At 65.7% G+C, this 26,020-nt stretch carries 29 protein-coding genes; 13 read left to right on the top strand and 16 right to left on the bottom strand.

The features are described from left to right. Nucleotides 1-12 precede the first annotated feature (12 nt). From DU475_RS09930 to DU475_RS09920, 3 genes are all read left to right on the top strand, one after another. A complete protein-coding gene (locus DU475_RS09930) occupies nt 13-1,443 on the top strand; it encodes an aldehyde dehydrogenase family protein (protein WP_164632006.1) in 1,431 nt (476 codons plus the stop codon). A gap of 352 nt (nt 1,444-1,795) precedes the next feature. Beyond that, complete coding sequence (locus DU475_RS09925) at nt 1,796-3,502, top strand: IlvD/Edd family dehydratase (RefSeq protein WP_164632004.1); 1,707 nt, start codon at nt 1,796-1,798, stop codon at nt 3,500-3,502. 88 nt (nt 3,503-3,590) lie between these two features. Next, a complete protein-coding gene (locus tag DU475_RS09920) occupies nt 3,591-4,286 on the top strand; it encodes a DUF899 family protein (RefSeq protein ID WP_164632003.1) in 696 nt (231 codons plus the stop codon). Between the two features lie 19 nt (nt 4,287-4,305). On the opposite strand, the gene cowN is transcribed toward DU475_RS09920, so the two are convergent. Beyond that, the gene (gene cowN / locus DU475_RS09915) at nt 4,306-4,584 is read right to left on the bottom strand and encodes a N(2)-fixation sustaining protein CowN (RefSeq protein WP_013503056.1); all 279 of its coding nucleotides are present in this window, start codon (nt 4,582-4,584) and stop codon (nt 4,306-4,308) included. Nucleotides 4,585-4,979: 395 nt separating this feature from the next. On the opposite strand from cowN, the gene DU475_RS09910 reads away from it, so the two are divergent. Further along, nucleotides 4,980-6,176, top strand: coding sequence for a DUF2778 domain-containing protein (locus DU475_RS09910; protein WP_047307523.1), 1,197 nt, complete (start codon nt 4,980-4,982; stop codon nt 6,174-6,176). A gap of 133 nt (nt 6,177-6,309) precedes the next feature. Further along, complete coding sequence (locus DU475_RS09905; RefSeq protein WP_013503054.1) at nt 6,310-6,642, top strand: hypothetical protein; 333 nt, start codon at nt 6,310-6,312, stop codon at nt 6,640-6,642. Between the two features lie 636 nt (nt 6,643-7,278). Here DU475_RS09905 and DU475_RS09900 read toward each other — a convergent pair. After that, entirely contained in the window at nt 7,279-8,028 is a 750-nt protein-coding gene (locus DU475_RS09900) for an SDR family NAD(P)-dependent oxidoreductase (protein WP_164632001.1), read from the bottom strand. Nucleotides 8,029-8,117: 89 nt separating this feature from the next. On the opposite strand from DU475_RS09900, the gene DU475_RS09895 reads away from it, so the two are divergent. Then, a complete protein-coding gene (locus DU475_RS09895) occupies nt 8,118-8,432 on the top strand; it encodes an ArsR/SmtB family transcription factor (protein WP_013503052.1) in 315 nt (104 codons plus the stop codon). Nucleotides 8,433-8,514: 82 nt separating this feature from the next. Here DU475_RS09895 and DU475_RS09890 read toward each other — a convergent pair whose 3' ends face one another. Next, nucleotides 8,515-9,210, bottom strand: coding sequence for a UPF0149 family protein (locus DU475_RS09890; protein ID WP_142882460.1), 696 nt, complete (start codon nt 9,208-9,210; stop codon nt 8,515-8,517). A 257-nt stretch (nt 9,211-9,467) separates the two neighbouring features. Between DU475_RS09890 and DU475_RS24270 the strand changes: the two genes are divergently transcribed. Together DU475_RS24270 and DU475_RS09880 are read left to right on the top strand one after the other, a co-directional pair. Further along, complete coding sequence (locus tag DU475_RS24270) at nt 9,468-9,668, top strand: type II toxin-antitoxin system RelE/ParE family toxin (protein WP_246700293.1); 201 nt, start codon at nt 9,468-9,470, stop codon at nt 9,666-9,668. Between the two features lie 23 nt (nt 9,669-9,691). Beyond that, nucleotides 9,692-9,982, top strand: coding sequence for a helix-turn-helix domain-containing protein (locus DU475_RS09880; protein ID WP_164631999.1), 291 nt, complete (start codon nt 9,692-9,694; stop codon nt 9,980-9,982). A 166-nt stretch (nt 9,983-10,148) separates the two neighbouring features. Here the strand turns inward: DU475_RS09880 and DU475_RS09875 are convergent, their stop codons facing one another. The 4 genes from DU475_RS09875 to groES form a co-directional block, all read right to left on the bottom strand. Further along, nucleotides 10,149-10,433, bottom strand: a complete 285-nt coding sequence (locus DU475_RS09875) for a HigA family addiction module antitoxin (RefSeq protein ID WP_013503048.1) — start codon at nt 10,431-10,433, stop codon at nt 10,149-10,151. Nucleotides 10,434-10,445: 12 nt separating this feature from the next. After that, nucleotides 10,446-10,727: a type II toxin-antitoxin system RelE/ParE family toxin gene (locus DU475_RS09870; RefSeq protein ID WP_164631998.1), complete on the bottom strand. Its 282-nt coding sequence runs from the start codon at nt 10,725-10,727 to the stop codon at nt 10,446-10,448. A gap of 147 nt (nt 10,728-10,874) precedes the next feature. Further along, a complete protein-coding gene (gene groL, locus DU475_RS09865; protein WP_013503046.1) occupies nt 10,875-12,515 on the bottom strand; it encodes a chaperonin GroEL in 1,641 nt (546 codons plus the stop codon). Between the two features lie 152 nt (nt 12,516-12,667). Continuing rightward, nucleotides 12,668-12,982 carry a co-chaperone GroES gene (gene groES / locus DU475_RS09860; protein ID WP_013503045.1) on the bottom strand — a complete coding sequence of 105 codons (315 nt, stop codon included), beginning with the start codon at nt 12,980-12,982 and terminating at the stop codon, nt 12,668-12,670. 443 nt (nt 12,983-13,425) lie between these two features. On the opposite strand from groES, the gene DU475_RS09855 reads away from it, so the two are divergent. The 3 genes from DU475_RS09855 (at nt 13,426) to DU475_RS09845 (ending at nt 14,752) form a co-directional block, all read left to right on the top strand. Beyond that, on the top strand, nt 13,426-13,710 hold the full coding sequence (locus DU475_RS09855) for an usg protein (RefSeq protein WP_013503044.1): 285 nt from the start codon (nt 13,426-13,428) through the stop codon (nt 13,708-13,710). 76 nt (nt 13,711-13,786) lie between these two features. Further along, nucleotides 13,787-14,050 (top strand): hypothetical protein, encoded by a 264-nt coding sequence (locus DU475_RS09850; RefSeq protein WP_142882464.1) that lies wholly within the window; start codon nt 13,787-13,789, stop codon nt 14,048-14,050. Beyond that, nucleotides 14,051-14,752, top strand: a complete 702-nt coding sequence (locus DU475_RS09845; protein ID WP_164631996.1) for an ATPase — start codon at nt 14,051-14,053, stop codon at nt 14,750-14,752. Between the two features lie 119 nt (nt 14,753-14,871). Here DU475_RS09845 and DU475_RS09840 read toward each other — a convergent pair whose 3' ends face one another. Beyond that, complete coding sequence (locus DU475_RS09840; protein WP_246700292.1) at nt 14,872-16,494, bottom strand: hypothetical protein; 1,623 nt, start codon at nt 16,492-16,494, stop codon at nt 14,872-14,874. 293 nt (nt 16,495-16,787) lie between these two features. Further along, nucleotides 16,788-18,038 (bottom strand): NupC/NupG family nucleoside CNT transporter, encoded by a 1,251-nt coding sequence (locus DU475_RS09835; RefSeq protein ID WP_164631991.1) that lies wholly within the window; start codon nt 18,036-18,038, stop codon nt 16,788-16,790. A 179-nt stretch (nt 18,039-18,217) separates the two neighbouring features. On the opposite strand from DU475_RS09835, the gene DU475_RS09830 reads away from it, so the two are divergent. Both DU475_RS09830 and DU475_RS09825 read left to right on the top strand, forming a co-directional pair. Continuing rightward, on the top strand, nt 18,218-19,318 hold the full coding sequence (locus tag DU475_RS09830; RefSeq protein WP_164631989.1) for a RuBisCO large subunit C-terminal-like domain-containing protein: 1,101 nt from the start codon (nt 18,218-18,220) through the stop codon (nt 19,316-19,318). Then, nucleotides 19,308-19,805, top strand: coding sequence for a cupin domain-containing protein (locus DU475_RS09825; protein WP_142882468.1), 498 nt, complete (start codon nt 19,308-19,310; stop codon nt 19,803-19,805). The genes DU475_RS09830 and DU475_RS09825 overlap by 11 nt, the downstream gene beginning before the upstream one ends. 7 nt (nt 19,806-19,812) lie before the next feature. Here the strand turns inward: DU475_RS09825 and DU475_RS09820 are convergent, their stop codons facing one another. The 7 genes from DU475_RS09820 to DU475_RS09790 all read right to left on the bottom strand — a co-directional run bounded on the left by DU475_RS09820 (nt 19,813) and on the right by DU475_RS09790 (nt 26,015). Next, nucleotides 19,813-20,232, bottom strand: a complete 420-nt coding sequence (locus DU475_RS09820) for a protease inhibitor I42 family protein (protein WP_047307535.1) — start codon at nt 20,230-20,232, stop codon at nt 19,813-19,815. Nucleotides 20,233-20,403: 171 nt separating this feature from the next. Continuing rightward, nucleotides 20,404-21,162 carry an SDR family oxidoreductase gene (locus DU475_RS09815; protein ID WP_142882469.1) on the bottom strand — a complete coding sequence of 253 codons (759 nt, stop codon included), beginning with the start codon at nt 21,160-21,162 and terminating at the stop codon, nt 20,404-20,406. An 80-nt stretch (nt 21,163-21,242) separates the two neighbouring features. Continuing rightward, nucleotides 21,243-22,430: a GNAT family N-acetyltransferase gene (locus DU475_RS09810; protein WP_047307536.1), complete on the bottom strand. Its 1,188-nt coding sequence runs from the start codon at nt 22,428-22,430 to the stop codon at nt 21,243-21,245. A 122-nt stretch (nt 22,431-22,552) separates the two neighbouring features. Continuing rightward, nucleotides 22,553-23,122: a GNAT family N-acetyltransferase gene (locus DU475_RS09805; RefSeq protein WP_164631987.1), complete on the bottom strand. Its 570-nt coding sequence runs from the start codon at nt 23,120-23,122 to the stop codon at nt 22,553-22,555. A gap of 211 nt (nt 23,123-23,333) precedes the next feature. Further along, nucleotides 23,334-24,080 carry a proteasome-type protease gene (locus DU475_RS09800; protein WP_013503033.1) on the bottom strand — a complete coding sequence of 249 codons (747 nt, stop codon included), beginning with the start codon at nt 24,078-24,080 and terminating at the stop codon, nt 23,334-23,336. A 111-nt stretch (nt 24,081-24,191) separates the two neighbouring features. Beyond that, nucleotides 24,192-25,019 carry a transglutaminase family protein gene (locus DU475_RS09795; protein WP_047307538.1) on the bottom strand — a complete coding sequence of 276 codons (828 nt, stop codon included), beginning with the start codon at nt 25,017-25,019 and terminating at the stop codon, nt 24,192-24,194. Between the two features lie 51 nt (nt 25,020-25,070). Beyond that, nucleotides 25,071-26,015: an alpha-E domain-containing protein gene (locus tag DU475_RS09790; RefSeq protein ID WP_142882471.1), complete on the bottom strand. Its 945-nt coding sequence runs from the start codon at nt 26,013-26,015 to the stop codon at nt 25,071-25,073. Nucleotides 26,016-26,020: the final 5 nt, after the last annotated feature.

Here is a 26,020-nt window from a genome sequence, read left to right as displayed (position 1 = left end):
AAGAGGTTCACGATGGTCAACCGCATGCAGTTCTACATCGATGGCGCCTGGGTCGATCCCGTCGTCAAGAAGTCGACGCCGGTCGTCAATCCCGCCACCGAGGAGGCGATGTATGAGGTTGCGCTCGGCTCCAAGGCCGATGTCGACAAGGCGGTCGCCGCGGCCAAGCGCGCGTTCGAGACGTTCTCGGTGACCAGCCGCGAAGAGCGTATCGCGCTGCTCGAAAAGATCATCGCGGTCTACAAGAGCCGGATGAAGGAGATCGGCGCGGCGATTTCCGACGAGATGGGCGCCCCGCTGCCGATGGCCGAGAAGATGCAGGCCGGCGCCGGCCTCGGCCACATCATGTCGACCCTCGACGTCTTGAAGAACTATCAGTTCGAGGAGCCGATGGGCTCGGCGATGATCGTGCGCGAGCCGATCGGCGTCATCGGCATGATCACGCCGTGGAACTGGCCGCTCAACCAGATCGCCTGCAAGGTCGCCCCGGCGATCGCGGCGGGGTGCACCATGATCCTGAAGCCGTCGGAATTCACCCCGACTTCGGCGCTGATCTTCGCCGAAATCCTGCACGAAGCCGGCGTGCCGAAGGGCGTGTTCAACCTCGTCAACGGCCTCGGCCCGGAGGTCGGCGCGGCGATGAGCGAGCACCCGGACATCGACATGATCTCGTTCACCGGCTCGACCCGCGCCGGCATCGACGTCGCCCAGCGCGCGGCGCCGACGGTGAAGCGCGTCAGCCAGGAACTCGGCGGCAAGTCGCCCAACGTGATCCTCGAGGACGCCGACCTGACCAAGGCGGTGACCGGCGGGGTGATGCACATGTTCAACAACTCCGGTCAGTCGTGCAACGCGCCGAGCCGGATGATCGTGCCGCTGTCGAAGATGCAGGAGGTCGCCGCGATCGCCAAGGGCGTCGCCGAGAAGACCAAGGCGGGCGATCCCCGCGCCGAGGGCACCACCATCGGTCCGGTCGTCAACCGCATCCAGTGGGACAAGATCCAGACGCTGATCAACAAGGGCATCGAGGAGGGCGCCACCCTCGTCGCCGGCGGTCCCGGCCTGCCGGAAGGCGTCAACAAGGGCTTCTATGTGCGCCCGACGGTGTTCGCCGACGTCACCAAGGACATGACCATCGCGCGCGAAGAAATCTTCGGGCCGGTGTTGGTGATCATGGGCGCCAAGGACGAGAACGAGGCGGTCGAGCTCGCCAACGACACGCCGTACGGTCTGGCCGGCTACGTCTCGGCCGGCTCGGTCGATCGGGCCCGCGCGGTCGGCCGCAAGATCCGCGCCGGCAACATCAACCTGCAAGGCGTGCCCAACGAACGCACCGCGCCGTTCGGCGGCTACAAGCAGTCGGGCAACGGCCGCGAGTGGGGCAAGTTTGGTCTCGAAGAATATCTCGAGGTCAAGGCGATCGCCGGCTTCAACGCCGCCTAGTCGAGTCACAACTACCTGACCAGCAACGCCGGGACGGTTCCTCCGTCTCGGCGTTTGTGTTTTTCGGGTTGTTCCGGGTCCGGTATTCGTCCGAGTAGTTGGTTCATCTTACCGTCGTTAAAAGGAGCTTAAGTGCCGCGGCTCCGGGGCGATCGACTCGCCCGGACGAGGGCGAAGGATCCGATGAACACGCTGCCTTCCGATTCCCACCGACGTCAGTTCCTGACCATCGCCTTCAGTGGCGTCGCGATTCTGATCGCGCTGGTTGTGGCCAAAGCGATCACCTGACCACGCGATTGACATCGCCGGCCGCCGTCCTTCAAGTGCCTGCGAAACTGCAGCGGGACGGACCATGGCCGACGGATTGCGCAAGGGACTGACAGCTTACGGCGATTCAGGATTTTCGCTGTTCCTGCGCAAAGCCTTCATCAAGGCCATGGGCTATTCGGACGACGCGCTCGATCGGCCGATCGTCGGCATCACCAACACCCACAGCGACTACAATCCCTGCCACGGCAACGCACCGCAGATCATCGAGGCGGTGAAGCGCGGCGTGATGCTGGCCGGCGCGATGCCGATGGTGTTTCCGACCATCTCGATCGCCGAGAGCTTTGCGCATCCGACCTCGATGTACTTGCGCAACCTGATGGCGATGGACACCGAGGAGATGATCCGCGCCCAACCGATGGACGCGGTGGTGGTGATCGGCGGCTGCGACAAGACCCTGCCGGCGCAAGTGATGGCCGCGGTGTCGGCCGATCTGCCGACGGTGGTGATCCCGGTCGGCCCCATGGTGGTCGGCCATCACAAGGGCGAGGTGCTCGGCGCCTGCACCGACTGCCGGCGGCTATGGGCGAAGTATCGCGCCGGCGAGATCGACGATGCCGAGATCGAAGCGGTCAACGGCCGGCTGGCGCCGTCGGTCGGCACCTGCATGGTGATGGGCACGGCTTCGACGATGGCCTGCATGATCGAGGCGATGGGGCTGTCGCTGCCGATGAGCGCGACGATCCCGGCGCCGCATGCCGAGCGGTTTCGCTCCGCCGAGGCGAGCGGCCGGGTCGCCGCCGCGATGGCCAAAGCCAAGGGGCCGCGCCCGAGCGAGATCCTGACGCCGGCCGCGTTTCGCAACGCGCAGGTGGTGCTGCAGGCGATCGGTGGTTCGACCAACGGGCTGATCCATCTCACCGCGATCGCCGGCCGCGTGCCGCACCGGATCGATCTCGACGAGTTCGATGCGATCGGCCGCAAGGTGCCGGTGCTGGTCGATCTGAAGCCGTCCGGCGCGCACTACATGGAGCATTTCCACCATGCCGGCGGCGTGCCGAAACTGATGGCGCAGCTCGGCGGCCTGATCGATCTCGACGCCAGCACCGTCGCCGGGACCACGCTGCGCGAGGTGGTGGCGCAGGCCGAAGAGGTGCCGGGACAGGACGTGATCCGCTCGCGCGACAATCCGATCCGCCCCGAGGGCGGGCTCGCGGTGCTGCGCGGCAATCTGGCGCCGCGCGGGGCGCTGATCAAACACGCCGCCGCATCGCCCGGCCTGCTGCGGCACACCGGCCGGGCGGTTGTGTTCGACACGCTGGAAGACATGGCGCGGCGGATCGACGATCCCGATCTCGACGTTGCAGCCGATGATGTGCTGGTGCTGCGCAACGCCGGGCCGAAAGGCGCGCCGGGGATGCCGGAGGCCGGCTATCTGCCGATCCCGCTGAAGCTGGCGCGGGCAGGGGTGAAGGACATGGTGCGGATTTCCGACGCGCGGATGAGCGGCACCGCGTTCGGCACCATCGTGCTGCACATCACCCCGGAAAGCGCCGAGGGCGGACCGCTGGCGCTGGTGCAGACCGGCGACCGCATCGCGCTCGACGTCGCCGCGCGGCGCATCGATCTGCTGATCGACGAGGCCGAGCTCGCACGCCGCCGCGCCTCGTTGCCGGCGACCGTGGCGATGCGGCCCGCCCGCGGCTATGCGCAACTGTTTCACGACGCGGTGCTGCAGGCGGACGACGGCTGCGACTTCGATTTCCTCACCGCGTCTGGCCGCTCGTCCTAGCGGGTTCCAACCCGAGGTTCATCGTCGGCTGTCGGATCGCCGCAGGCTCGTTCGTCTCATGGAGACACCATGGATCGAAGGAGCCGCCATGACCCTGAAGCCTGCGATCGAGCTCGCCCGCGCCGCCGGCGTGCGCTATCCGAACGAGAGTGCCGACTATCGCCGTGCCCGCGAGGCGTTGCTCGCCGAAGAGATCGAACTGCGGCGCCACATCGAGGCTGTGGCCGAGCAGCGCCGGCGGTTGCCGCCGGGCGGCGAAGTCACAAAGTCCTACGCTTTCGAAGGCGAGGGTGGGCCGACCGACTTCGCCGGCCTGTTCGGCGGCAAGCAGAGCCTCGTGGTCTACAATTTCATGTACGGCCCGCAGCGCGCCGAGCCGTGCCCGATGTGCACCTCACTGCTGAGCGGATGGGACGGCGAGGTGCCGGACATCACCCAGCGGGTGGCGCTCGCCATCATCGCGCGGTCGCCGATCGATCGCCTGACTGCGTTCAAACGGCAGCGCGGCTGGCGCCATCTGCCGCTGTTCACCGACCTGACCGGCGCGTTCAGCCGGGACTATCACGGGGTCACCCCGGACGGAGACGAGGTACCGGCGTTCAATGTCTTCACCTGCCGCGACGGCGTGATCCGGCACTTCTGGGGCGGCGAGATGACCGGTGCGACCAGCGATCCGGGGCAGGATCCGCGCGGCGCGCCGGATCTGATGCCGCTGTGGACCATCCTCGACGCCACGCCGGAGGGCAGAGGCTCCGGCTGGTATCCGCGCCTGCGCTATCCGTGAGGCGGCTGCGCCAGCCGGGTCACATCAGGTTGGCTTCCAGATCCTCCAGCATCTCGAGGGTTTCGAGATCGCCGTTGTCTTCCAGCAGCTCGCGCAGCGTCGGCAGGTAGTTGTGCAGAATGCGGAGATCGTCGAGCCCCTGCTTGTCGCGAAGTTCAATGCGCTTCTGGGCGAAGTACGCCCAGAACGGGTTTTCGGCGGCATCGACGTGGCGCTGTAGCCGCTGCATCACCCGCTCGGAGCGCCCCTCCCAGTCGCAGTGTTTGAAGCTGACATAACGATCGAAGGAAGCTGACATTCCGGGCCTCAAAACGTAAGAACGCGGCTCAGATGCAATCGGTATGCCATGGTTGGTGAGTCGCAGCGAGGTGCGCCGAAGCGTCACGGGGCCGGTCCGGAACCCGCTTTCAACCTCCCGTAGTATTCCGGGGACAACCGCCAAAACAGGGCGGAACCGCCGAGCGGCGCTCCAGATCGGGTTCCGTGCTTAAGCAAGTATCTGATCTAACGAGAAATTATGTTCCGGGTCGGAGTAACCATTCATTAACCATAACGGAGCATGGTTCCGATGTCAGGCCGCTTAAACTGCATTTAACTAAAACCCGCCTTAATCGCGCTCCTCTGTTCTGCCACATCTGTATGCGGTATCTTGGGTTCGCCGCGAACCGATGGGGAAAGTCGGGAAGCGAGCGAATGAGAGTCGGCACGGGGCGGCGGTCGCTGTCCAACCAACGTGGGGCCCGCTACATGGGGTTTCGAAAATCGCTCGGCGCGATCGGAATCGCGCTGCCGGTGATCGGTTGCGTCTGGACGGTCTATGCCAACACCGTCGGCGCCAGCATCTATCCGACCGTCGGCTCGTGGCGTGACGATCAGGGCAGCCGCTCGGCGATCGAGCGCACCTCGTTCTCCGCACGGTTCGAACCGCTCGCCGCCGCGGCTGATGCCGCGCCGCAGTCGATGGCCTCGGTAGCGCTGAAATCCGCGTTCAAGCGCCAAGAGGAGAAGGGCGTCCAGGTCGCCTCCGCAGATCCGACCGACGTTCCGGTGACTGCCAGCGTCCAGGCTGCCGAACCCGCCAAGACCGGCCACCGCTACTACGCGCTGCTAGATCCTTCCTATTCGTTCGGCTTCCAGCCCGACAGGTTCAAACAGCCGGCGCAAAATCGCACAGCCGCTGCCGCCGAGACCGAGGACGATGCCAAGGTCGGCGTCGCGCCGCCGCCGTCGCCGGTGAAGGAAGCGATGAACGTGCCGCTTCCGCCGCAGCGAAAGTCGATCGCCGCGGTCGCTCCGCGCAATCCGTCTCGCAACCCCTTCAGCCACGAGGCGCTGGTCGCCCGCGCCAAATCGGCGATTCTGGTGGCTTCGCAGAACCAGAAGTCGAGCTTCTTCGAAAAGCTGTTCGGCAAGGTCGACAGCCCGGCGCTCGCCTACGCCTCCGCCGACACCAGCGATCTGGACGTCGGTCAGGTTCGCGACAGCGCCTTCAACCCGTCCGACGATGACCGCTACACCGCGGTCTACGACATCACCGCCAAGACCGTGTACATGCCGGACGGCTCCAAGCTCGAGGCGCATTCGGGTCTCGGCGCGCGAATGGATGATCCGCGCCACGTCGCTGTGAAGATGCACGGTGCCACCCCGCCGCACATCTACGACCTGAAGATGCGCGAGCGGCTGTTCCACGGTGTCGCCGCGATCCGCCTCACTCCGGTCGGCGGCGAAGAGGTGATCTTCGGCCGGACCGGACTTCTGGCGCATTCCTACATGCTCGGGCCGCGCGGCGATTCCAACGGCTGCGTGTCGTTCAAGGACTACAACGCATTCCTCCAGGCGTTCAAACGCGGCGAGGTCAAGCGTCTGGTGGTGGTCGGCAACCTGACCTGATCAACTGACCATCACGTCGTCGGCAGGCCCCGCATGCGGCGTGTCCGAATTGCCGTCTCTCCACAATCCGTGAACGCTCCGGCCGGAACTAGTTGGCCGGGCTCGCACTTGGTCGATCAAACGGAGATCGACCATGACCCCACGGCTGTCTGTCGGCGTGATCGCGTTCACCACCTTTGTCGGCGGCGCCGCCGTCGCTCAAGATCAGGGCACGGCCGCGCAGCGCGAGGCCTGCACACCGGATGCGTTCCGCCTGTGCGGGCAGTTCATTCCCGACGCCTCACGGATCGAGAGCTGCCTGCGCGAGGCCGGACCGCGGCTGAGCCCGGCCTGCTACGTGGTGTTCAATCCGCCCAAGACCGACGCTCGACCGCTTCGCACCGTGCGGCGTCAGGCGCCGGCACCGGAGTTCGAGTCACGCGGCGACGAAGGACGTATCGGACGCGGAGATTTCGATCGCTGGTGAGACGGCGATTGACGGCGTTCGACGAACTCACCGCGGCCTGAGCGCAGCGACGAGTATCGCAGTGGCCAGAACAAAGGGGCGGACCGTTTCCGATCCGCCCCTGATTGTTCGCAAGCAGCCGATCGGCCGCAGACCCGCACGGGCTGTCAGCGACAAACCCGCGTGGTGCGAACGACGCGGCGACCGTAGGGGGTGCGGGTTACGACCTTGCGAACCGTGCAACGCGGACCGCGGTGATACGACCGGCGACGTTCCATATGGCGCTGTGCGGAAAAATCGGTGATCGGCGCCGCCGTCGTCGTCTGAGCAGACCGCGCAGGCGAGGCTGCGGAGGCGGGGGCGCTGATCGCAGCCAGACCGAGCGTCACTGCAGCGGCGATAGCAAAGGCGAGTGTCTTCACGAGCTTTCTCCTCTTCGGCCGGACGGGATGCCGGTGCGACATAACGATGAGGAGCGCATTTCGTTGCGACGCTGACGATTCAATTTCTGGAAGCGCGTGACCGCGGAACGTAACGTACTTCGTCGTACGTTTGCGGCTCGCGCGGTCTCTCTTGCCGCTTGGTGGAAAGTCGCGGTGCCGCCGTGTCGGCGCAGGCCTCGGCGCGCAATCGCCGGGGCCTGCGGGGACGGCGCGCTTACTTCACGCCGCCGGTGACGTGCAGCGTTTCGCCCGTCACGTAGGACGCGCCGTTCGAGGCGAGGAAGGTGACCACCGCGGCGATCTCGGCGGCTTCGCCGATCCGGCCGAGCGGGGTGATGGCTTCGACCTGCTGCCGCATCCCGCTGTCGTGGTAACCGGCGGCCTTGACCCCTTCGGTGACCACCATGCCGGGATTGACGGCGTTGACGCGGATCTTGCGCGGCGCCAGCTCCTTGGCGAGCACGGCGGTGATCAGGTCGACCGAGGCCTTGGTGGCGCCGTACACCGCGGTGTTCGGCATCGCGATCGTCGAGACCCCGGATGAAATGTTGACGATGCTGCCGCCGTCGTTGAACTGGCGCGCCGCCGCCTGCGTCACCAGCAGCAGGCCGAGCACGTTGACGTCGAACTGGCGATGGAAATGCTCCGGTGTGATCGCGTCGAGCGGCAGCATCTCGTAGACGCCGGCATTGTTGACCAGCACGTCGATCGGGCCGAACGCCGCCACGGTGGCGTCGACGATCGCCTGGGCCGCTTTCGGATCGGCCACGCTGCCGCCGACCGCGACAGCTTTGCCGCCTTGCGCGGTGATCTTGCGCACCACTTCGTCGGCGCCGTTCTGGTCCGACGCATAGTTGACGGCGACGGATGCGCCCTCGGCCGCGAACCGCAGCGCGATCTCGGCGCCGATGCCCTTCGATGCGCCGGTCACCAGCGCCACCTTGCCTTGCAGAGTCTTGGTCATGGTCGTTCAGTCCTGATCCGAGGTTATGTTCAATAGTTCGGAAATATAGGACTATTGAACCAGATCAAGGGGCCGCCTATATCTTTTTCATGGTGCAGTTCGCTCACCCAGCGCGGGAGGACATCACGCTGGCCGGCGTGCTCGCCGCGCTGGCCGATCCGATGCGGCTGCGGATCGTCAAGGCGCTGCTGCGAGAAGGCGACTGCATGTCCTGCACCGCGGCGGCGCCGTGTCCGGACATCCCGAAGTCGACGCTGTCGAACCACTTTCGTGTGCTGCGCGAAGCCGGCCTGGTTCAGACCTCCAAGAAGGGCGTCGAGAACCGCAATGTCGTTCGCGAGGCGGACATCAACGCGCGCTTTCCCGGGCTGCTGAAGGCGATCCTGAAGCACGCGGACGAATAGGGCGCACGGATCTCATCACGGCCCGGACCTGCTGTTCTGAGGGGCGAGGAGATGTGGTCCGAGCCGGAGCGTCGCCCGCGCTTCAGTTCAGTCCGCAGCAGCGCTTGTATTTCTTGCCCGAGCCGCAGGGGCATGGCTCGTTGCGGCCGATCTTGGCGCGCTTCGTGGGCGGCAGGGCCGGCGGCGTTGGCGGGCCCCATTCGATGGTGCGGGGCGAGGGGGCGTTGGCGATCCGCCAGGTATTCAGGGCGATGAGCCAGCCGGTGATTTTGTCGTCGGCCGTCTTTGCCAGGGCTTCGCGGTCGTCTTCGGAGATGTCCACCATCATCGTGGAGATGTCGACCAACCCCGACAGGCCGTCGAACGCCGCGCGTGTCGTGTCGTCGGCATCCTGCAGCCGCTCCCAATGCTCCGGCCACATGTCCACGGCTGCTCCGAAGCCGTCGATCCACATCTCCCAGACCACGTCCCCCGTGCCGATGCCGGGCATCAGCGGACGGTAGCGCTCGGGATGCTCGGCCAGCGTCGTCGCGACCTCGTTGTAGTGCTGCATGATCAGCGCGAAGATGCTGTTGGCGTGATCGAGATCGGTGAACGGCGCCGGCTCGTCCGCGTCGCCGCCCCACACGGTCGGCAGCCAGTCGCCGGGCTTGATCATCTCGGGGCAGACCAGCAGCGCGGCGATGAAGCCGTCGAGCTCTTCGACCTGCATGACGTCGGGGCCGATGTCGGCGAGGTCCTCTTCGAGTTGCGCGAGATGGGGCGGGAGGTCGGGCATGGTGAGGGACCGGTGTTCGAGGGAACGGTACCGGCACCATCTGTAGCCGAGATCGCACCGCACGCAATCCAGGAGCCGGCCGGAGAGCGCATCAAGCTTGTCGCCGTTATCGCATTTTTGCGATAGTCTCCGATCATGCGGTGGGTGGTCGAGACGCTCAATGCAATTGTGGATGCCGAAATCGGAGCATTGCCGGCCGATATGCGGGCGCGGTTCGTGCGGTTGCCGAGCTGATCGAGCAGATCGGATTCGAGGCTTTGCCGCGCGACAGCGTCAAGCACCTCGAAGAAAGGTTGTGGGAGCTGCGCATCACCGGGCGCGACGGCATCTCCCGCGCCATCTATGTCACCGCGGAGGGCAGGCGCGTGGTGGTGGTGCGGGCCTTCGTCAAGAAGACGCAGAAAACACCTCCGCGCGAACTGGCGATCGCGAGGCAGCGCGCCAAGACCGTCAAATAGGGACCGTTAGTTCGGGAGACGCGATGACCAAGATCAAGGATCTGCACAAGGCCTGGAGCAAAGACCCGGCGTATCGCGCGGAGTACGACGCACTCGAACCGGAGTTCAACGTGATGGCCGCGATCGCCAAGGCGCGCCGTCGCGCCGGCCTCAGCCAGGCCGAACTCGCGCGCCGGATGAACACCACGCAGAGCACGGTTGCGCGACTGGAAAGCGGACGAGGTCAACCGTCGACGCGGACGCTGCTGCGGTTCGCCAAGGCGACGGGGCATCGGCTGAAGATCAGTTTTGAGCCGGTGAAGGGGGAGGGGTGAAAGGAAGAGAGGCGGAATACGCTTCGCTATTCCGCCCTACGAGCTGCAGCCCGTCGTCGAGCCTGTCGAGAAAATTTGCGGATTTGGCCATAGTGCTGCTCCGGCGGGCGATTTGGTGTGCCGGCACTCCCCATAATCCAGAAGGCGGCGGAACGAAGGGGTGATGCTACGCCACCGCGCGCGGCACGATGCTTTTGTAGTCGGTGGTCTGTTCGGCCTTGGAGAGATCGTGCGCAGCCTGCAGATTCAGCCAGAAACGCGGATCCGTGCCGAAGTAACGACCGAGCCGGATCGCGGTGTCGGCGCTGACGTCGCGGCTGCCGCGCATGATCTCGGTGAGTCGATTGGCGGGCACGCCGAGGTCTTTCGCCAGAGCGCGGGCGGAGAGGCCGAGCGGCACCAGATATTCCTCGCGCAGAATTTCGCCGGGATGGGTACGGAGTCGAGGCATGTCGGTCACTCCTCAATGATAGTCGACGATTTCGACGGCTTCGGGGCCATCGGGAGTCCAGCGAAAGCAGATCCGCCATTGCTGGTTGATGCGGATCGAATACTGGCCGCGGCGGTCACCCTTCAGCGCTTCGAGCCGGTTGCCTGGCGGCGACAGAAGATCGTCGAGCCGGGTCGCGGCGTCGACCATGTCGAGTTTCCGCAGCGCGGCCGCTTCGATCGCGCGCCACCGTCCGGGACAGACGCCCTCGCGAAACAGCCGCGCGGTCGATTTGTCGGCGAAGCTGCGGATCATGTCGCTCAGTATGTGATACGTATCACGTAACAGTCAAGGTCGGGTTTCTGGCTTCCGGGGTGCGGGGGCCGGGAGACGTCAGGGCAGGCCAACAAAAAAGCCCGGCGTCTCCGCCGGGCTTCGTTGTCTCTGCGACGATGACTTCGCTTAGAAGTCCATGCCGCCCATGCCGCCGCCCGGGGGCATCGCGGGGCCGCCGGCGTTCTTCTTCGGCAGTTCGGCGATCATCGCTTCGGTGGTGATCAGCAGCGCTGCGACCGACGCGGCGTTCTGGATCGCGGTGCGGACCACCTTAGTCGGGTCGATGATGCCCTTCTTGACCAGGTCGCCGTATTCGCCCGACTGCGAGTCGAAGCCGTAGGCGTACTGCTCCTTCTCGAGCACCTTGCCGACGATCACCGAGCCGTCTTCGCCGGCGTTGATGGCGATCTGGCGGGCCGGGGCGGAGAGGGCGCGACGGACGATCTCGACGCCGGTCTTCTGGTCGTCGTTCTTGGTGCGCAGGCCCTTGAGCTGCTCGGAGGCGCGCAGCAGCGCGACGCCGCCGCCCGGAACGATGCCTTCCTCGACCGCGGCGCGGGTGGCGTGCATCGCGTCATCAACGCGATCCTTGCGCTCCTTCACCTCGACCTCGGTGGCGCCGCCGACGCGGATCACCGCGACGCCGCCGGCGAGCTTGGCCAGACGCTCCTGCAGCTTCTCGCGGTCGTAGTCCGAGGTGGTTTCCTCGATCTGCGCCTTGATCTGCGCGACGCGGGCTTCGATGTCGGCCTTCTTGCCGGCGCCGTTGACGATCGTAGTGTTCTCCTTGTCGATCATCACCTTCTTGGCGCGACCCAGCATCTGCAGGGTGACGTTCTCCATCTTGATGCCGAGGTCTTCCGAGATCGCCTGGCCGCCGGTCAGGATCGCGATGTCCTGCAGCATGGCCTTGCGGCGGTCACCGAAGCCCGGCGCCTTGACGGCCGCGACCTTGAGGCCGCCGCGCAGACGGTTGACCACGAGGGTGGCGAGGGCTTCGCCTTCGACGTCCTCGGCGACAATCACCAGCGGCTTGCCGGTCTGCACCACCGCTTCGAGCAGCGGCAGCAGCTCGTTGAGGTTGGAGAGCTTCTTCTCGTTGATCAGGATGTAGGCGTCGTCGAATTCAACGCGCATCTTGTCGGCGTTGGTGACGAAGTAGGGCGAGATGTAGCCGCGGTCGAACTGCATGCCCTCGACGACGTCGAGTTCGGTCTCGAGCGACTTGGCTTCCTCGACGGTGATGACACCCTCGTTGCCGACCTTCTTCATCGCGTCGGCGAGGAACTTGCCGATCTCCGAGTCGCCGTTGGCCGAGATGGTGCCGACCTGGGCGATCTCGTCGTTCGAGGTGACCTTCTTGGAGTTCTTGACGAGGTCGGCGACGACGGCTTCCACTGCGAGGTCGATACCGCGCTTCAGATCCATCGGGTTCATGCCGGCGGCAACCGCCTTGGCGCCTTCGCGGACGATCGCCTGGGCCAGCACGGTCGCGGTGGTGGTGCCGTCACCGGCGGCGTCGGCCGACTTCGAGGCGACTTCGCGCACCATCTGGGCGCCCATGTTCTCGAACTTGTCGTCGAGCTCGATGTCCTTGGCGACGGTGACGCCGTCCTTGGTGATGCGCGGCGCACCGAACGACTTGTCGAGGACGACGTTACGGCCCTTCGGACCGAGCGTGACCTTCACGGCATTGGCGAGAATGTCCACGCCGCGCAGCATGCGGTCGCGGGCGTCGACGCCGAATTTGACTTCTTTAGCGGACATATGAGGTTTCCCTTGGGGTTATGGCGAGACCTCATCCTGAGGAGCGGACCGCAGGTCCGCGTCTCGAAGGATGAGTGGGTTCGGTGTGTGACGCTCACCCTTCGAGACGCGCCTTGCAGGCGCTCCTCAGGGTGAGGGGCTTTGCCTGTGACTTAGGCCGCCTTCTTCTTGGCGCCGGCGTCGGTGATGACGCCCATGATGTCGCTTTCCTTCATGATCAGCAGCTCTTTGCCGTCGATCTTGACTTCGGTGCCGCTCCACTTGCCGAACAGCACCCGGTCACCGACCTTGAGGTCGATCGGGATCAGCTTGCCGGCTTCGTCGCGGCCGCCCGGGCCGACGGCGACGACTTCGCCCTGCGAGGGCTTTTCCTTGGCCGTGTCAGGAATGATGATACCGCCTGCGGTCTTCTCTTCGGCGTCGATGCGCTTGACCACGACGCGGTCGTGAAGCGGACGGAAGTTCATGCAAGTCCTCCTAAGTTTCTGAACTTGTTTCAGAAATCGAAATTTTGGCAGTCGCGGACACCGAGTGCCAGCGCGACAGGGACGAGATAGTCGAGGGATTTTGGACAGACAAGGGCTGCGCGCGAAATTTTTAGCACTCGCGCGGAACATCTGCCAAACACCGTGAACGAGGATGCGGCGGCGATCAAGCCCCGAGTGTCCCGTGGCCGTCGGTGCGTCTGCTAGCACTTGAGTTAAGTCGCTGCCAACGCTGACTTTTTCTGCATTTGCCGTCGATTTTGCACTTGAGATGCCCAGCCGACATGCGTCACATTTTCAGATGCTCGGGACTGGCAAGTGAAGACCGGAGCCAGCCCCGCGGGGACAGCAGACGGAAGGACGGCATTCCCAGGCAATCCCGGTCATGAACTGTTGCGGAATGGCTGGTTCGGGAAGGAGGATTTATGGTCGAACGAGGTTCAGTTTCTGAAGACTTCAGGAAGCAGGTGCTCGGCTACGGTCTGACGACTGCCGAGATTCTCTATCGCCGCCCCGACCGGCAGTGGCTGCTGCAGAGCTACACGTGGCAGGACTACGACCTGTGTCCGACATTCCCAGAACTCTTCAAATTTCTTGCTTTCTGGCAGACCAAGCTCGAAGGGCCGCTGTTTGCGGTTCGCGTAGCTCATTCAGATCTCGTGCAGCCTGCGGAATTCAAGGCAGTTGACGGCCTGTTTCGACTGAACTGAACGCGGTCGCCAACTGGCTTTTGCTGGACATACAACCTACGTTAGTCGAGCGGAGCTGGCGTCGTGAGGTGGTTGAATGCGCAAACGTGCGGTGGACTTGTCGCTGGAGGAGTTGGCGGCGTTGGGCGGCAATGCCGCCTTGAGAGCCGCCAAGAGAGCTCAGGACGCAGGCTTGGTCGTGACGGGCACGGTCGATTTCCTCGAGAATGGTCAGGCCGCTTCGAAACTCGCGCAGCGGCAACCGTCCGGGTTGGTGGCCGTTTTCGAGGACGGCATCAATTCCGATCCAGTGGCGGCAAATTCGGACATGTCCAAACAAAACCATGGACGGAGCGATTGATTGCCTGACGCGCCGTTCCTTCTGGTGATCGCCGGTCCAAACGGGTCCGGCAAGAGTACTCTCGTAGATTACTTGATGGAAGCCGGCATCGATTGTGGCGAGCACATCAACGCGGACCAGATCGCGACGACGCTCGATTTGCCTGAGCCTCGGCGTTCGAAGCAAGCGCAACAGATTGCCGATTTTCAGCGACAGACCTGCTTGGATAGGAGGCTCGACTTCAGCTTCGAGACCGTGATGTCGCATCCAAGCAAGATCGACTTCATGATCCGGGCCGATGATGCCGGTTATGATGTGACGCTGTATTTCGTATGTACCTCTGATCCGGACATCAACGTATCCCGTGTAGCGAATCGAGTTGCCGCCGGTGGGCATGACGTCCCACGAGATCGGATCATGGCGAGATACCATCGGACTCTTGGACTGTTACCCAGCGCGGCCCTGATCGCGAAACGGACGGTCCTATTCGATAACAGTGCGATCGTCGGCATCTTGCCGAATTCGCTGCTTCCCAACCAGAAATCCGGCTTACGGCCGGTCGGTGAAGTTCTTCGCGACGGAAACAGTTACGACGTCACGCTTGAGGCGGATGTGCCTGCGTGGGTTGTCGAACACTTGGTATCTCCGCTCGATTCGCTCGCACACCAGGCAGAGGGCAAGCTTTTGTTGACAATTAGTCAAATGCCGAACGGACTGGGATGAAGACGACCTACGTCATCCCCCGACCGCCGCGCCTGTCAGGCAGGTGGTGAGCGGGCCGGAGACGATCGACCGGAAGCCTGCTTGCTCGCGCTCCGCGACCATCACGCTGCACGTCCCGGTCAGCGCCGCTTGGCGCTGAGCTCGTCGGCCGACTGCGGATCGGGCGACCACTGACGCGCGCTGCGGTCGTAGCGGCACAGTGGGACGTCGAGGCCGGTGGCGGCGATCCACAGTCGCACCGCTTCGTCGTAGTCGATCGTCGGATCGTTCAGCCGCCATCCGGGCGGCGCCCAGCCGGAATCGCCGTTCAGAGTCGGCAACCCGAGCTTGGCGGAGATCCACATCGCGTCCAATTGCTTGCCGTCGAACGCGGTCCCGGCGTCGACCACGAAGGCGCGGCACTGCGGCGGCGCGGCCGGCACCGCCGCCAGCCGCGCCAGCTCCTCGCGCCGCTCCAGACCGGCGGGTTGCAGGTTGATCTGCTCGATCAGGCACAGCGCCGCGACCACGCCGGCGATCAGCTTGCGCCGGGCGCCTTCGGCCCGCGGCGCGCAGTCGAGCCAATATTGCAGCAGCACCATCAGCCCGGCGACCAGCCACAGATTGTCCAGCAATTGGATGCGGTCGCCCGCGCGGATCGCCACGGCACCCGGCACCAGGTGATAGGGCAGCCAGAACGCGCTGAACGTCCCGACCCGCAGCGTCACCAGCCACGACAATCCCCACACCGCCACGCAGACGCTCGCGAATACGATCTGCCAGGGCATCGGGCGTGCCGGCGCCGTGCGGCGCAGCCGCAGCAGCAGGATCACCAGCGCCGCAGTCATCAGCGGCGTCACCGCCAGTGCGCGCTCGTGCTGGGCGTCGCCGATCAGCCGATCGACCAGCCAGCCCCACGCCATGTTGTGCACGCCGAGATTGATCAGATCCTTCGGAAACGGCGCGAAGCTGACATAGTCGCGGAACGAGCGCCCGGCCTGCTGGTGCAGGGCCGGCAGATAGATCGCCAGCACCGGTATCGCCCCGATCGCAAAGCCGGCGATTGCTGCGCCGATCAGCGCTGCGCAGGAACCGGGATGTCGCCGGAGCAGCGCGATCGCCTCGCGGCCACGGAGCACCGCGATGGTGCCGAGGCCGAACAGCAGCGTCAGAGCGAACAGCCAGGCGACGTAGAACGAGGTTGCGAACAGCAGCCCATAGCCGAGCCCGAAGCCGCCGGCGCGCAGCAGCGACCATTTGGTCGGGCGCGGAAAGTCCTCGATCGCCCACAGCGCCAGCAGAACGAGACAGGGCACGTAGTACAGCGCGAAGAAGTTCGGATGCGCCTCGGCTGTCTTGAACATCAGGTTGTTGGGAAAGGTGACCAGCACCGCGGCGCAGATCGCCAGTGCCGGACCGAGCCGCAGATAGCGGCGTCCGATCACCAGCGTCGCCATGAAGCAGCACAGCGACAGCGCGATGGCGAGAAGCTGCGAGGCGAGAAACGGATCGAACCCGAGCCCGCGCAACGCCGCGAAGGGCAGCGCGTCGAGCAGAAACGCGTCGGTGTAGCCGAGGGCGTTTTCTTGCGGAAAGTAGAACGCCGGCGACAGCAGTTCGGCGCGCCCCTGCAGGGCCGCAAAAAGATGTTCGTGCAGATACGCAATCAGCCGGCCGTCGCCGCCGTTGCCGAAAACCAGGCCGAACGATGTCAGAAGGCTGGAGCGGAAAGCGAAGGCGGCGGCGCCGAGCCATGCCGCCAAGGCAGCAACAAGGGCGGGTAGCGTCAGCGCAGCCGCGCGACTTCGTAGGGAGGAGGAGGGCAAAATTGTCTTCCGGCAACAACTGCGAAATTGGCTGGGCGGCGATCCTAGTCGAACAGTGTCGATCGATGTGTTTCTAGAAATTCAGATCAAAAGATATATGACATCATTATCTGTAGGAAACTTGCAGGCGCGGATGCTCTATTGCGGCGCGATCTTTTCCAAATATTGCTGGCGGCGGCGCTGTTTCTGGTGGTCAGAGCCAGCGTATGCGGGCGAAAGACGCGGTCTGTTCACGTCAGCAGCCCCACCACCGCGCCCATCAGACACGTCGTCAGCGTGCCGGAGACGATCGATCGCAGGCCCAAGGCGGCGATTTCTTCGCGGCGCTCGGGGGCCATTGCGGTGAGGCCGCCGAGCATGATGCCGAGGCTGCCGAAATTGGCGAAGCCGCACATCGCATACAGCATGATCAGCTTCGAGCGCGGATCGAGCGCGTCCGCCGGCAGCTTCGACAGCTCGACATAGGCGATCAGCTCGTTGAGCACGGTCTTGATCCCCATCAGCGAGCCGGCGGTGACGGCCTGATCCCACGGCAGGCCGAGCAGCCGGCACACCGGCGCCATCACATAGCCGAGCAGCCGCTGTAGCGTGATCGCTTCGCCGCCGATATGCGGCAGCAGGCCGAGCAGGGCGTTGCCGAGGTACACCAGCGCCACCAGCACGATCAGCATCGCGATGATGTTGAGGAGCAGTTCGAGGCCGGCGGCGGTGCCCTTGACGATGGCGTCCATGCTGCTGACGGCGATCTTTCCGGTGGCGGCGAGTTCGCCGCCGGTGGCGCGCGGCTCGGTCTCGGGCACCATGATCAGGCTGACCAGGATCGCGGCCGGCGCGCCGAGCACCGAGGCGATGACGAAATGCGCGGCGGCGTCGGGCAGCACCGGCGCCAGCAGCGTGGCGTACAGCACCAGCACGGTGCCGGCGATGCCGGCCATGCCGCCGGTCATCACCAGGAACAATTCGCTGCGGGTGAGCTGCGCCAGATAAGGACGGATGAACAGCGGCGCTTCGACCATGCCGAGAAACACGTTGGCGGCGGTCGACAGCCCGACCGCGCCGCCGACGCCGAGCGTGCGCTGGAGCAGCCAGGCCATGCCGCGCACCACCGGCGGCAGGATCTTCCAGTAGAACAGCAGCGTGGTCAGTACGCTCATCACCAGCACCACCGGCAGCGCCTGAAACGCGAGGATGAAATCGGAGCCCGGTGCCTTGATGTCGAATGGTGCCGGCCCGCCGCCGAGATAGCCGAACGCGAACGCGGTGCCGGCCCGGCTCGCCGCCGAAATCACCCCGACCGCCTCGTTGATCGCCCCGAACGCATGGGCGGCGCCGGGCAGCTTCAGCATCGCCGCCGCGGTGGCCAGCGTGAGCCCGAGCCCGATCGCGACCTGCCGGACTGAGACGCGGTCGCGATGTTCGCCGAACGCCCACGCGAGCATCAGCAGCGCGAACACGCCGAATCCGGATTGCAGTTGCAGCATTATGTCCCCCGAGCCGAAGCCGATGGGTAGGCCAGCGCAGGGCGAGCTGGCAAGTCGACTAAAGCGCGGGCCGCCGAGGTGAGGCCGTCATCGCCGCTTCGTGCTGTCCGGCGACAGTGCGAGCGAACAGGTTGTGCTAGACAGGCGCGACACCTCGGGCGTGATTGCATGGACCGAAGATGAACGAACGGATCGTTGTCACCTATCAGGTCGCCGCGGCCCCGGCAGAGATCGCTGCGCGCGCCGAGGCGCTGGCGATCGAGCAGAGCGTCGAGTGCCCGCTGGCGGCGGTGACGGAGCAGCGCATCCGCGACGAGATCCTCGGCCGGGTCGAAGCGATCGAGCCGATCGGCGAAGCGCGTTTCGCGGTGCGGATCAGCCTGGCGAGCGCAACCGCGCCGGCCGAGCCCGGGCAGCTCATCAACATGCTGTTCGGCAACAGTTCGATCCTGCCCGACGTGACGCTGGCCGACGTCGAGCTGCCGCCTGGCTATCCGGCCGCGTTCGGCGGGCCGAAGTTCGGCATTGGCGGTATTCGCGCCCGGCTCGGGGTTCCGCGGCGGGCGCTGACCGCGTCGGCGCTGAAGCCGCAGGGGCTGCCACCGGAAGCGCTGGCGAGTCTTGCGCACCGGTTGGCGCTCGGCGGCATCGACCTGATCAAGGACGACCACGGCATCGCCGACCAGGCCTTCAGTCCGTTCGCCGCGCGGGTGCCCGCGGTCGCCGCCGCGCTGCGCCAGGCCAGCGACTCGCGCGGCGCCACCACGCTGTACGCGCCGCACGTCTCGGGCTCGCTCGACGACATGCGGCGGCAGCTCGACATTGTTCGTCGCGAAGAGCTGCCGGCGGTGATGCTGATGCCGATGGTCGTCGGGCTGGCGAATTTCCATCTGGTGGCCAAAGAGGCCGCAGGCTTGATCGTGCTGGCGCATCCGTCGCTGGCCGGCGCGCAGCGGATCGCGCCCGATCTGCTGCTCGGCAAGCTGTTCCGGCTGCTCGGCGCCGACGCGACGATCTTCCCGCATCATGGCGGCCGGTTCGCCTATGCGCCGGGCACCTGCCGCGCGCTGGCGGAGGCGGCGCGGCGCGACCGGCACGATCTGAAGCCGTGCCTGCCGGTACCGGCCGGCGGCATCGCGATTGATCGGATCGCCGCACTGCTGGCATTCTACGGCTCCGACGTGATGCTGCTGATCGGCGGCAGCCTGCTGGCCGCCGGCGAACACCTGACCGAGCAGGCAGCTCGTTTCACCGCGGAGGTGGCAAGCCATGGCCAATGACAACGCAGCGGTGCCGCATCCGGCCGCGGGTGAACGCGTTGGTGTTCGCGCCCAGACTGCGCCGGGTCGCTGGGATGATGTCGCGGTGATGCCCTACAAGCAGACCGCCGAGGCGCCGTTTCAGGACATCACCCGGCAGTTGCTGTTCGCCGATCCGAACCTCGCCTGCGAGTGGCGTTACTTCGAAGTCGCCGAGGGCGGCTACTCGACGCTGGAGCGCCACGCCCATGTGCATGCGGTGATGATCCATCGCGGACGCGGTCAGTGCCTGGTCGGCGAGGTGATCAGTGATGTCGGGCAGGGCGATCTGGTGTTCATCCCGCCGATGACCTGGCATCAGTTCCGCGCCAACCGCGGCGACTGCCTCGGCTTTCTCTGCGTCGTCAACGTCGCGCGCGACCGGCCGCAACTGCCGACGGCGGACGACCTCGCCGAGCTGCGCAGCAACCCGCAGGTGGCTGATTTCATCCGCACCGGCGGCGCATAGCTGCGGGTCAGCGCGGGGCGATCTCGACCGTGACGGTGTGGCGCTGCGCCGGCGCCTGGTTCTCCCAGTCGCGCAAGTAATCGAACACCGCGGTGGCGGTGCCATCCTTGCGCGCGACGATGCGGAACGACCGGGTGCCGGGGACGCCGACCATCGGCTGGTGCACGACGTCGCCGCCGCCCTGGCGGTAGCCGGCGTCGGAAATCTCGATCAGATCGAGATTGCGGCTCGCTTTGGTGTCGAGGTGCCAGCGATAGCCGGTCGAGGGATTCTCTTTCAGGCTGAAGCTGGCCTCGCCGCCGACCGCGAGGCGCAACGTCTCGGCGGTGTCGTCGGCCCGCGGCGGCGCGACGCCTGCGATCAGCACGATGCCGGCCAAAAGACCGAGCAGTCCCAGTGCCCGAACGGTCTTGAACGATTCCCGCATCTGCGCCCCCGAATGAGGTTCTCGCTGCCGATATCCTTATCAATTCAATATTCGCCGAATGCAACGATCCACCACATCCTGAGTGGGAGCTTCCATGCGGATTGGTAGCCGGCGGCCGTCCTTGCACCGGCAACTATCTGAGAAGCTGATAATCGTTCTGGAGGGCGCGGCTCAGCCGCGTCCGACGAACGGCATCTTGGTCGCCATCACTGTCATGAACAGCACGTTGGCGTCGAGCGGCAGGCCGGCCATATAGGCCACCGCATCGCCGACCGCCTTGGCGTCCATCCGCGGCTCGTGCCGGGTCGAGCCGTCCGGCTGCAGCGCGCCGGGGCCACTGACCATGCGGTCGGTCATCGGGGTGGCGGCGTTGCCGATGTCGATCTGGCCGACCGCGATGTCGTAGGCGCGGCCGTCGAGATTGCTGGCCTTGGTCAGGCCGCTGATGGCGTGCTTGGTTGCGGTGTAGGCGGCCGAGAACGGCCGCGGCGCGTGCGCCGAGATCGAGCCGTTGTTGATGATGCGGCCGCCGCGCGGGGTCTGGTCCTTCATGATCCGGAACGCGTGCTGGGTGCACAGGAACGGCGCGGTGAGGTTGGTCGTCACCACCGCCTGCCATTGCTCCAGCGGCAGATCCTCGAACGGCACCGGCGGCGCGCCGATCCCGGCATTGTTGAACAGCACATCGAGCCGGCCGTAGCGCTGCACGGTGGTGTCGAACAGCGCGGCGATCGACGCCGGATCGGCCATGTCGGCGACGACTGGAAGGCTCTCCCCGAGCTGGGCTCCGAGCTTCTGGGTTTCGTTCAGCAGTTCGAGCCGGCGACCGGCCAGCACCACGGCGAAGCCGCCCTGCATCAGCGCCAGCGCCGCGGCACGGCCGACGCCGGTGCCGGCACCGGTGACGATTGCGATCTTGGTGGCGGACATCGGCGTCTCCCGGAAGTTTCTGTCGTTGCGATGAGGCGCTTACCGTAAAGCCACTCCGCGGCCGCAACAAGCCGACGCGGTCAGCGTTCGGCGACCTTTTCGGTGCCGTCGCGTTCGCCGCTTTCCCGTGACGCTGCCTTCGAAGCGGGGCGCCGATGTCGGCTGCGATAGGTCTGGAGAGCGTGCCAGGCGCGGTCTGACAGCAGCGCCGCCTTGCCCAGCAAGGTGCGTCCGCCGACGAACGACGCCAGCGTCACCTGCCGATTGGCGAAGCGATATTTGTAGTCCTCGTCGCCGCATAGAAAATCGATACTGGTGGCGCCGTGATCGATCGCCCATCGAATGTAGTCGAACAACAGGATGTAGCCCGGCGAACTGCGCTCGAAGGCGGAGTCGTAGGTGGTGACGTAGGCCATCATGGTGTCGTGCTGCACCAGGTTGATGGTAATCGCCACGACGACGCCGTCGCGCTCGAGCACGAAGATGTGGAGCAGGTTCTTGTCGGCGAGCACCTGGGCCAGCGCCTGCAACATCGGCGCGCCCTCGTCGAACAGCGGGGCGATCAGGCCGTTGCGGGCACACCACGCGCGCTTCAGTTCCGCGCAGCGCTGGAGCGCCGGCCCGAGCGGCTCGTCGGGGCCGAGCCGCCGGAATGCGACATTGGCGCCTTCCGACAGGTTCTTCAGCGAGCGGCGATAGTTCCGCCGCGCATTGCCGGATTGCGAGTCGAACCATGCCTGGCCGTTCGCCCAAGGGCCGACGACGCGCAGGCTGGTGGCGTGACGATGATGCGGTCGCAGCATTAGACCGCTGCGGCTCGTCCGGCGAGAGAGTGTAGTCGCGGCCGCCGTGGGCAGCAGATGGCCGAGATACGCAGCGTCGAAACCGCCCTGAGCGCTGGCGTGGTCCCACATCCGCTCGATCAGGACCGTATCGACCCCGGGACGCAGCAGCACGTCGCAATAGTCGGAATAGTCCTTGGCGGCCCATTCCAGCACGCGGACGCCGTGCAGACTGCAGGTCGCGAGCGGCATCACTGCGTCCAGCGTATCGTCGCGCCAGGCCAGCACGACGAACAGCGCGCGCCGCTGCGGATCGGGAACGGCGCGCCACCATGCCGCGACCCAGGCGTGGCTCTGAAACACCAGCGCGCCGGACTGCTCCCACAACGTCTCCCAGGCCGTGCCGATCTCTTGCAGACGCTCGGTAGTCTGTACGATCTCCAGCCGTTCACCTCGGAGCCCCGCTGCGCCGGGCACGTTCCTCATCCCTCAGATCCCTTCGATTCGTGGACTTTTCCGCGGTCGCGCCGAGCCGCGGCCGGTGGCCAGCAACCTAACATCCAGGCTTCGCGGTTTGAACTTGAGGCGGCAGTGATCGGAAGACAGAGTTAATCGCGGCGATAGACGGATTGCGATCGTCGCTGCTGCCCGTGGTTCGCCGACGCGGTGCGGATCGCTTCTGCCGGGCCGAGCATGTACCTGGCCTCGCCGCCGTAGGTCGTCAGCTTGCGGGCGAGTGCTTCGCTTTTGATCGGTTCGAAGCCGAAACGCTGCCAGAAACGTGCTGTTCCGCCCACTGCGACGAGAGAGATCGTGTCCGCGATCGTCGCCGCGTGTTCCGCCATCGTCGCCAGAATGGCCGCCGTCGCGCCGCCGCCGCGCGCAGCGGGCAACAGTGCGATATCGTGCAGATAATAGGTGGGAGCCGGCGACGGAACGCTGCCGAGAAGCTCGTTCAACGCGGGCGGCTGTTCGAGATGCCAGGGATGGCTGATCAGATAACCGCCGACGCCCTCGGGGGTGTCGAGGACGAAGCATCCGCCGGGATGCAGCCTCAGCCGCTCGGCGAACACCGCGGGATCTTCGGGATAGTCGACATGCACGGCCGCGGCGATCGCATTGACGACAGGGAGGTCGGCGACAGTCATGCTGCGCCAGTTGGAGACGGTGGCAGTCATCGGGACACAATGCCGTCGCCGCCGTCATTCCGGGATGCGCCCGAAGCGCGCAGGCTCGGAATCCCCATTCGCGCACGAAGCCCGTTTCGGGGATGCCGAGCCGCGAAGCTGGCGCAGGCAATATGGATTCCGGGTTCGTACTGCCCGCGGACCGCAACGACGGAGATTGATCGTTCGCGCTTTGCTGCGCGCCGGGACGACGGATTCGGCCTCATGCCTGGTCCTTGTAGGGCGGGCGCGGAATGTTCTTGTGGGCGGCGCGCAGCGCGGCGGACCAGCGCGAGCGGAGGTCGTGGAAGTAGGGCTCCCCGGCCTCGATGCGGTGGTTGAGGTCGGCGTCGCAGACGTCGGTGCGCACCACCAGCACGTCGATCGGCAGGCCGACGCCGAGATTGGAGCGCATCGTCGAATCCATCGAGATCAGGCTGGTCTTCAGGGCCTCGTACAGCTCGACATCGTAAGTAATCGCTCGGTCGAGCACCGGCTTGCCGTATTTGTGCTCGCCGATTTGCAAATACGGCGTGTCGATGGTGCATTCGATGAAATTGCCGGCCGGATAGATCATGAACAGACGCATCCGCTCGCCCTTGAGCTGGCCGCCGAACAGGAACGACACTTCGTAGTTGATGTCTTCGGCCTTCAGCGCCTGGGCCTCGGTGGCGTTGACGTGGCGGATCGCGCGGCCGATCAGTTGCGCCGCCTGGAACATGCTGGAGGCGCCGATCAGGGTTTCTCGCTCGCCGGTCTCGGCATTCTCCAGGCCCTCGGTCAGGGTGGACAGCACCGACTGGCTGATCGACAGATTGCCGGCGCTCGCCACCGCCAGGATGCGGTCGCCCGGCTTGCTGAAGACGTGCAGCTTGCGGAAGGTCGAGATGTTGTCGAGCCCGGCATTGGTGCGGGTGTCGGCGACCATCACCAGGCCCTCGCGCACCAGCACTCCACAGCAATAGGTCATCTCGTCCTCGAGCTCACAGGTCTGACAGGAATTGTGCCGGCGCGGCAGCGCCGATCGGCCGCGGGACACTAGCCCATCCGCGCCGGCCGTCCAGCCCCCGAAGGGCGCGGGCTATTGCGACTGAAACTGCCGGCCGGCCTGATCGACTTTGACCGACACCGTCAGGGTCTCGACGCCGCCGCCGTAGCGGGTGCCGCGCACCGGCGCGGCGCCGAGATAGTCGAGGCCGATTGCGACGCGGGCGTGGGCGTCGGTGGTGCAGATGCCGTTGGCCGGATCGAACCCGACCCAGCCGAGTCCCGGCACATGGGCTTCGGCCCAGGCGTGGCCGGCGGGCTGATGCACCACGCCGTCTGCGCGCAGAAAATGCCCGGATACGAACCGCGCCGGCACGCCGCCGGCACGGGCGCAGGCGATGAACACATGTGCATAATCCTGGCACACGCCACGGCGCAGCGCGAAGGATTCGGCGGCCGTGGTGCCTGAATGCGTGGGATCGTCGTCGAAGGTGATGTGTTTGTTGATCGCGGTCATCAGCGCGTGCAGGAACGCGATGGTGTCGCCGCTGCCGTCGCCGCGCAGTTCGCGCGCCAGCGCCAGCATCGGCGGGGCCAGCTCGGTCAGCTCGGTCGAGCGCAGGAACAGTTGCGGCGGAAACCGTTCGTCGGTGCCCCTCAGCACGCCGCCGGTGTCGGAGGTCTCGATCAGCCCTTCGGCGGTGATGGTGAGATCCTCGGTGGTGCCGACTGTCAGAACATGGGTGACGTTGCCGAAGGCATCGTAATGCATGTCGAGGCGGGTGTCGGAGGAGATGTCGATCTGCCAGTCGGCGACGTATTGGCCGTCGTGGCTGCCCGGCGTCATCCGCAGCACCTGGATCACCCCGGTGGCGGGCGGCTCGTAGCGGTAGTTGGTCGTGTGGGTGATGCGCAGGCGCATGGCGTCGGCAGTCCGGTTACGGCGGCGGCCAGAGCGCGCGCCTGTGCTCGATCAGATAAGATACTGCTTGGCGACGATTTCGCCGAGCCTGCTGTTGTCGGCGATGAATTCCTGAATGAATTCGTGGACGCCGCGCTGGAAGATGTCTTCCATGTTGGAGTGCTCCAGCCGGTTGCGGACGGCGCGGGCGTGGCGCTGCGCCGGCCCCTGGCGGCCGTAGGCGACGCCGATCTGGTCGAGGTTGCGGACCAGATTGCCGTAGCACGACGCCAGCGAACGCGGCAGGCTGTCGTTGAGGATCAACAGGTCCGCGATCAGCCACGGCTTCAGGGTCTCGCGATACACCCAGTGATAGGCGGTCAGCGCCGACACCGAGCGCAGGATCGACGACCATTGATAGTAGTCGAGCGGGCCGCCGACGTGCTCCTCCTCGGGGAGCAGCAGGTGATATTTGACGTCGAGAATCCGCGCGGTGTTGTCGGCGCGCTCCAGATGCACGCCGAGCCGCGAGAACCAGTAGGCGTCGTTGCGCAGCATGGTGCGATAGGCCGAGCCGTCGAACCGTAGCGAGGTCTCCTGCACGAAGCGCAGGAACTGGGTCAGTTGCTCGCGGGACTTGGCGCTCTTGCTCCAGTTCTCCTGCAATTCGATCCAGGCCGAATTGATGGTGTCCCACATCACCCCGGTGAGCGCGGTGCGCACCGAGCGGGCGTTGAGCCGCGCCGCCTCGATGCAATTGCGAATCGAGGAGGGGTTCGATGCGGACATCGACAGGAATTCGACGACGTTGGTCTCGTTGGCCTCGTCGTATTGCGCATAGAAGCTGGCGCTGACGCCGGCAGTGAGCAGCGCCGAATCCCATTCGTTGCCCTGGCCCGAATAGGTGTTGGGCAGCGCGGTGACGCGCAGCGTCGCCTCGATGGTCCGCGCCAGATATTCGGCGCGCTCGACATAACGGGACAGCCAGAACAGGTTTTCAGCGGTGCGGGACAGCATGGCGG

It is taken from the genome of Rhodopseudomonas sp. WA056, assembly GCF_010906995.1.
Classification (GTDB): domain Bacteria; phylum Pseudomonadota; class Alphaproteobacteria; order Rhizobiales; family Xanthobacteraceae; genus Rhodopseudomonas; species Rhodopseudomonas palustris_G.
This window is presented reverse-complemented; position numbering and strand designations above follow the sequence as displayed.

What these genes read in the sequence shown, in the direction of transcription:
- DU475_RS09930 (WP_164632006.1), top strand. Translation starts at nt 13, where the DNA reads ATGGTCAACCGCATGCAGTTCTACATCGATGGCGCCTGGGTCGATCCC.
- DU475_RS09925 (WP_164632004.1), top strand. Translation starts at nt 1,796, where the DNA reads ATGGCCGACGGATTGCGCAAGGGACTGACAGCTTACGGCGATTCAGGA.
- DU475_RS09920 (WP_164632003.1), top strand. Translation starts at nt 3,591, where the DNA reads ATGACCCTGAAGCCTGCGATCGAGCTCGCCCGCGCCGCCGGCGTGCGC.
- cowN (WP_013503056.1), bottom strand. Translation starts at nt 4,584, where the DNA reads ATGTCAGCTTCCTTCGATCGTTATGTCAGCTTCAAACACTGCGACTGG.
- DU475_RS09910 (WP_047307523.1), top strand. Translation starts at nt 4,980, where the DNA reads ATGAGAGTCGGCACGGGGCGGCGGTCGCTGTCCAACCAACGTGGGGCC.
- DU475_RS09905 (WP_013503054.1), top strand. Translation starts at nt 6,310, where the DNA reads ATGACCCCACGGCTGTCTGTCGGCGTGATCGCGTTCACCACCTTTGTC.
- DU475_RS09900 (WP_164632001.1), bottom strand. Translation starts at nt 8,028, where the DNA reads ATGACCAAGACTCTGCAAGGCAAGGTGGCGCTGGTGACCGGCGCATCG.
- DU475_RS09895 (WP_013503052.1), top strand. Translation starts at nt 8,118, where the DNA reads ATGGTGCAGTTCGCTCACCCAGCGCGGGAGGACATCACGCTGGCCGGC.
- DU475_RS09890 (WP_142882460.1), bottom strand. Translation starts at nt 9,210, where the DNA reads ATGCCCGACCTCCCGCCCCATCTCGCGCAACTCGAAGAGGACCTCGCC.
- DU475_RS09880 (WP_164631999.1), top strand. Translation starts at nt 9,692, where the DNA reads ATGACCAAGATCAAGGATCTGCACAAGGCCTGGAGCAAAGACCCGGCG.
- DU475_RS09875 (WP_013503048.1), bottom strand. Translation starts at nt 10,433, where the DNA reads ATGCCTCGACTCCGTACCCATCCCGGCGAAATTCTGCGCGAGGAATAT.
- DU475_RS09870 (WP_164631998.1), bottom strand. Translation starts at nt 10,727, where the DNA reads ATGATCCGCAGCTTCGCCGACAAATCGACCGCGCGGCTGTTTCGCGAG.
- groL (WP_013503046.1), bottom strand. Translation starts at nt 12,515, where the DNA reads ATGTCCGCTAAAGAAGTCAAATTCGGCGTCGACGCCCGCGACCGCATG.
- groES (WP_013503045.1), bottom strand. Translation starts at nt 12,982, where the DNA reads ATGAACTTCCGTCCGCTTCACGACCGCGTCGTGGTCAAGCGCATCGAC.
- DU475_RS09855 (WP_013503044.1), top strand. Translation starts at nt 13,426, where the DNA reads ATGGTCGAACGAGGTTCAGTTTCTGAAGACTTCAGGAAGCAGGTGCTC.
- DU475_RS09850 (WP_142882464.1), top strand. Translation starts at nt 13,787, where the DNA reads ATGCGCAAACGTGCGGTGGACTTGTCGCTGGAGGAGTTGGCGGCGTTG.
- DU475_RS09835 (WP_164631991.1), bottom strand. Translation starts at nt 18,038, where the DNA reads ATGCTGCAACTGCAATCCGGATTCGGCGTGTTCGCGCTGCTGATGCTC.
- DU475_RS09830 (WP_164631989.1), top strand. Translation starts at nt 18,218, where the DNA reads ATGAACGAACGGATCGTTGTCACCTATCAGGTCGCCGCGGCCCCGGCA.
- DU475_RS09825 (WP_142882468.1), top strand. Translation starts at nt 19,308, where the DNA reads ATGGCCAATGACAACGCAGCGGTGCCGCATCCGGCCGCGGGTGAACGC.
- DU475_RS09820 (WP_047307535.1), bottom strand. Translation starts at nt 20,232, where the DNA reads ATGCGGGAATCGTTCAAGACCGTTCGGGCACTGGGACTGCTCGGTCTT.
- DU475_RS09815 (WP_142882469.1), bottom strand. Translation starts at nt 21,162, where the DNA reads ATGTCCGCCACCAAGATCGCAATCGTCACCGGTGCCGGCACCGGCGTC.
- DU475_RS09810 (WP_047307536.1), bottom strand. Translation starts at nt 22,430, where the DNA reads ATGAGGAACGTGCCCGGCGCAGCGGGGCTCCGAGGTGAACGGCTGGAG.
- DU475_RS09805 (WP_164631987.1), bottom strand. Translation starts at nt 23,122, where the DNA reads ATGACTGCCACCGTCTCCAACTGGCGCAGCATGACTGTCGCCGACCTC.
- DU475_RS09800 (WP_013503033.1), bottom strand. Translation starts at nt 24,080, where the DNA reads ATGACCTATTGCTGTGGAGTGCTGGTGCGCGAGGGCCTGGTGATGGTC.
- DU475_RS09795 (WP_047307538.1), bottom strand. Translation starts at nt 25,019, where the DNA reads ATGCGCCTGCGCATCACCCACACGACCAACTACCGCTACGAGCCGCCC.
- DU475_RS09790 (WP_142882471.1), bottom strand. Translation starts at nt 26,015, where the DNA reads ATGCTGTCCCGCACCGCTGAAAACCTGTTCTGGCTGTCCCGTTATGTC.